This is a genomic window from Streptomyces sp. UH6 (genome assembly GCF_013421635.1).
Classification (GTDB): Bacteria; Actinomycetota; Actinomycetes; order Streptomycetales; family Streptomycetaceae; genus Streptomyces; species Streptomyces abyssomicinicus.
Window position 1 is genome coordinate 1 of the sequence record NZ_JACADT010000510.1, and the last position, 4,040, is coordinate 4,040.

Annotated in this window: 4 protein-coding genes; 3 read left to right on the plus strand and 1 reads right to left on the minus strand. The window is 72.9% G+C overall.

From position 1 onward, the window contains the following. Positions 1-101 precede the first annotated feature (101 nt). Positions 102-710 carry a Uma2 family endonuclease gene (locus tag HW445_RS20995; RefSeq protein WP_374939677.1) on the minus strand — a complete coding sequence of 203 codons (609 nt, stop codon included), beginning with the start codon at positions 708-710 and terminating at the stop codon, positions 102-104. A gap of 172 nt (positions 711-882) precedes the next feature. Between HW445_RS20995 and HW445_RS21000 the strand changes: the two genes are divergently transcribed. The 3 genes from HW445_RS21000 (at position 883) to HW445_RS21010 (ending at position 3,978) form a co-directional block, all read left to right on the plus strand. Beyond that, positions 883-1,191, plus strand: a complete 309-nt coding sequence (locus HW445_RS21000; RefSeq protein WP_180222529.1) for a hypothetical protein — start codon at positions 883-885, stop codon at positions 1,189-1,191. 45 nt (positions 1,192-1,236) lie between these two features. Further along, positions 1,237-2,121 carry a TatD family hydrolase gene (locus tag HW445_RS21005; RefSeq protein WP_180222530.1) on the plus strand — a complete coding sequence of 295 codons (885 nt, stop codon included), beginning with the start codon at positions 1,237-1,239 and terminating at the stop codon, positions 2,119-2,121. 237 nt (positions 2,122-2,358) lie between these two features. Then, positions 2,359-3,978 (plus strand): penicillin-binding transpeptidase domain-containing protein, encoded by a 1,620-nt coding sequence (locus HW445_RS21010; RefSeq protein WP_180222531.1) that lies wholly within the window; start codon positions 2,359-2,361, stop codon positions 3,976-3,978. Positions 3,979-4,040 lie beyond the last annotated feature (62 nt).

Here is a 4,040-nt window from a genome sequence, read left to right on the forward strand (position 1 = left end):
GACGCCGCGTCCGCCGACCGGATCGCCGACGCCCTCGCCGCGTCGGGCACCTGCCGCGACGTCCGCCTGGCCACGGGACCCGCGCCGGGGGCGACGGTCCTCTAGAGGTCGTCGACCGCGGTCAGGTCGACGGTGATGTCGTAGGGCTCGGTCACCTTGAGCTGGTCGCGGTGCATCCCGGTGTGCACGTAGCTCCTGGTCAGCGGGTCCAGCGCGTAGGTGTGCACCAGCGGGTGCGCGCTCTCCCCGTTCCGCTCGACCCGCCAGAAGTGCGGGATGCCGGCGGCGGCGTACTTGTGCGGCTTGGTCGTCCGGTCCCTGGACTCGGAGTCCGGGGAGACGACCTCGACGGCCAGCAGGACGTCGGCTGCCTCGTAGCGGGTCTTGTCGGGTCCCACCGCATCGGCCCGGATCACGCTCACGTCAGGTTCGGGGCCGTTGTGACGGTCTAGTACGACGGTCATCTCCCTCCGCACCCGAAGTCCCGATGGCAGCGCGCCGCGCAGCCCACCGACCAGCAGGTCGATCACCGTGCTGTGGAAATCCCGTTGCGGACTCACGAAGACCAGACTCCCGTCGATCAACTCGGTGTGCGGCGGGAGATCCGGCAGTGTGAGCAGGTCGTCCACGGTGTAGCCGTCCTGCGGCGGCACCGGCCAGTGAGCCCGGTGCTCGGCTGCGGGCTTGGCGGCGGTCATGGTTCCTCCCATGGACGGCATCCTGCGACCAGGTGTCCCACCGTATCCGGCGGACGGAGATCAGGTCGTCACAACGAGTGATGACCCGTCGCGTGGTGTCACTCTCCCGGCGCCGCGAAGCGCGTCCTCACCGGCGGACATAGCCTGGAAGGAAGGACATGCCGTCGCGTCGGAAGGAGCGGGCATGACCACGCAGCATCCGTACCGCGCCCAGGAGTCGTACTCCTTCGCCTGCATGCGCTGCGGGTACGGCTGGGAGCAGGACTACGAGATCCACCACCACGTCCGCGCCGACGGCTCCGAGAGCGTGACCTACCGCGCCGACGGCGAGACCGTTCCCTCACCCCTCTCCCGGCCGACCTGCGTGAACTGCGGCAGTCATGTCGTGCGGATCATGCAGCCGGGGCGGGTGCACGTCTTCGAGGAGCTGCTGCACGGTTCCCACCAGGCGCAGCCCCACGGGCGCCACTGGTGGAACCGCCCGGCGTCCTGAGCCCGCGGTCCCGGGAGCGGCGTCCGCGTTCGTAGGATCGGTGGCATGCCTTCGAAGAACCACGCCGAAGCCCCTCCGCCGCCCGCGCCGCTGAGGGTCGCGGTCGCCGACTCGCACACCCACCTGGACATGCAGTCCGGCACCGTCGAGGAGGCCCTCGCGGCGGCGGCCGCGGTGGGCGTGAACACGCTGGTGCAGGTCGGCTGCGACCTGAAGGGTTCGCGCTGGGCCGCCGAGACGGCCGCGGCGCACGCGGACGTCCACGCCGCCGTCGCCCTGCACCCGAACGAGGCGCCCCGCGTCGTGCTGGGCGACCCGGACGGCTGGTCGCGGCAGGGCGCGCGCGAGGCGGGCGGGGAGGCGGCGCTGGACGAGCAGCTCGCCGGGATCGACGCGCTGGCCGCGCTGGAGCAGGTGAAGGCGGTCGGCGAGACCGGGCTGGACTTCTTCCGCACCGGTGACGAGGGCCGCGCGGCGCAGGAGCGGTCGTTCCGCGCCCACGTCGAGATCGCCAAGCGGCACGGCAAGGCGCTGGTCATCCACGACCGGGACGCCCACGCGGACGTGCTGCGGGTGCTGAAGGAGGAGGGCGCCCCGGAGCGCACCGTCTTCCACTGCTACTCGGGCGACGCGGAGATGGCGGAGATCTGCGCGCGCGAGGGCTACTACATGTCGTTCGCCGGCAACGTCACCTTCAAGAACGCCCAGAACCTGCGGGACGCGGTGGCGGTGGCCCCGGCGGAGCTGCTGCTGGTGGAGACCGACGCGCCGTTCCTCACCCCGTCGCCGTGGCGGGGCCGGCCCAACGCGCCGTACCTGATCCCGGTCACCGTCCGGGCGATGGCCGAGGTGCGCGGGATGCCGGAGGAGGCGCTGTGCGAGGCGATCGCCGCCAACACCGCGCGGGCCTTCGGCTACCGGGCCCCGTAGGGAGACCTCCCCGCCCCAGGGCTCGTCCGGAGCCGTCCGGGGCCGTCCGGGGCCGCCGCCGTCCCTCGGCGGTCCCGCGGCAATCCCGTCGCACCGACGTCGCACTGCCGTCCCACTGACGTCGCCGTCGCGTTTCAGCCGTCGCGGAACCGTCCCGGGGCCGTCGCGAAACCGTTTCACCGCGTCCCGTCGTCCTCCCCCGTGCCATCGGTCACACACCTGGGGAGGGGAGCGCTGGTGCGCAAGGGAGCGAAGGTCGCCGTGGTGTCCACGGCGTGCGCCGTGCTGCTGGGCGGGGCGGGGTACGGGGCGTACAACGTCCTGTCGGCCATCGGCGGCGACGGGATCGCCCTCGCGGCGGCCGACCCGGACGATCCGCTGGACGCCGAGGACGTCCGGGAGGCGTCGTCGGCCTTCTTCGACGCGTGGGAGAAGGGCGACGGGTACGCCGCCGCCGCTGCCACCAACGACGAGGCGGCGGCGGGCGCCCTGCTGAACGGGCTGTCCGAGCAGGCCTCGGTGGGCGACGTGCGGATCACCCCGCAGAAGGCGAAGGGCACCACCGTCCCGTACTCGGTGCGGGCGACCGTGAGCCTGGACGGGAGGAGCGAGCGGCTCGCCTACGACACCGAACTGACCGTGGTGCGCGGCCGCACCACGGGGAAGCCGCTGGTCGACTGGGGGCCGACGGTCGTGCACCCGGAGCTGAAGGAGGGCGACACGCTGGTCACCGGGCCCTCCGACGTGCCCGCGATCGAGACGGTGGACCGTGACGGGAAGGTGCTCACCGCCGAGGAGTACCCGTCGCTGGGGCCGGTCGTCGACCAGCTGAGGGAACGTTACGGCAGCTCGGCGGGCGGCAGCCCGTCGGTGGAGCTGGTGATCCGGCACGCCGGGCAGAACGCACCGGACACCCCCCTGCTGACCCTCGCCGAGGGCAAGGCGGGCACGGTCCGCACCACGATCTCCGCCGCCGCCCAGAAGGCCGCGGAGGAGGCGGTGAACCAGTACCCGGAGTCCTCGGTGGTCGCGCTGAAGCCCAGCACCGGAGAGGTGCTCGCGGTCGCCAACCACCGCTCGGACGGCTTCGACGCGGCGTTCCAGGGCCGGCTCGCGCCCGGTTCCACGATGAAGATCGTCACCGCGGCCATGCTGATCGAGGAGGGCGTCACCCATGAGGGCGGCCCGGCGCCCTGCACCGAGGACGCCGTGTGGCAGGGCCAGACCTTCCGGAACGTCACCGGGCTCGTGCCGAACGAGAACGCCACCCTGGCCGACAGTTTCGCCCGGTCCTGCAACACCGCCTTCATCAAGCTGATCGACGAGGTGGAGGACGACACCTTGACCAGGGTCGCGCAGGAGCGGTTCGGGCTCGGCCGCGACGACTGGAAGACCGGCATCGTCTCCTTCGACGGCAGCGTCCCGCCCTCCGGCGGCCCGGACCGCGCGGCCAACGCGATCGGCCAGGGCCAGGTGCAGCTGAGTCCGCTCGACGTCGCCTCGGTCACGGCCACCGCGAAGACCGGCGCGTTCAAACAGCCCTACCTGGTGTCGCCCGAGCTCGACGACCGGCGGCTCGCCACCGCCCGCGGCCTCGCCCCGGACGTCGCCGCGCAGCTGCGCCGGATGATGCACCTGACCGCCACCCAGGGGTCGGGACGGGACGCGATGCGCGGTCTCGGTCCCGACATCGGCGCCAAGACCGGCTCCGCCGAGGTCGACGGGCAGGAACTGCCCAACAGCTGGTTCACCGGGTACCGCGGTGACGTCGCCGCCGCGGCGGTCGCCCAGCAGGGCGGGCGGGGCGGTGAGGCGGCCGGCCCGATCGTGGCCGCGGTGCTGCGGGCGGGCGGGTGACGACCGTCACTCCGCTGCCTGGCGAACCTGCCTGACCTGCGTCGACGTGCCCGGTCCCGGTG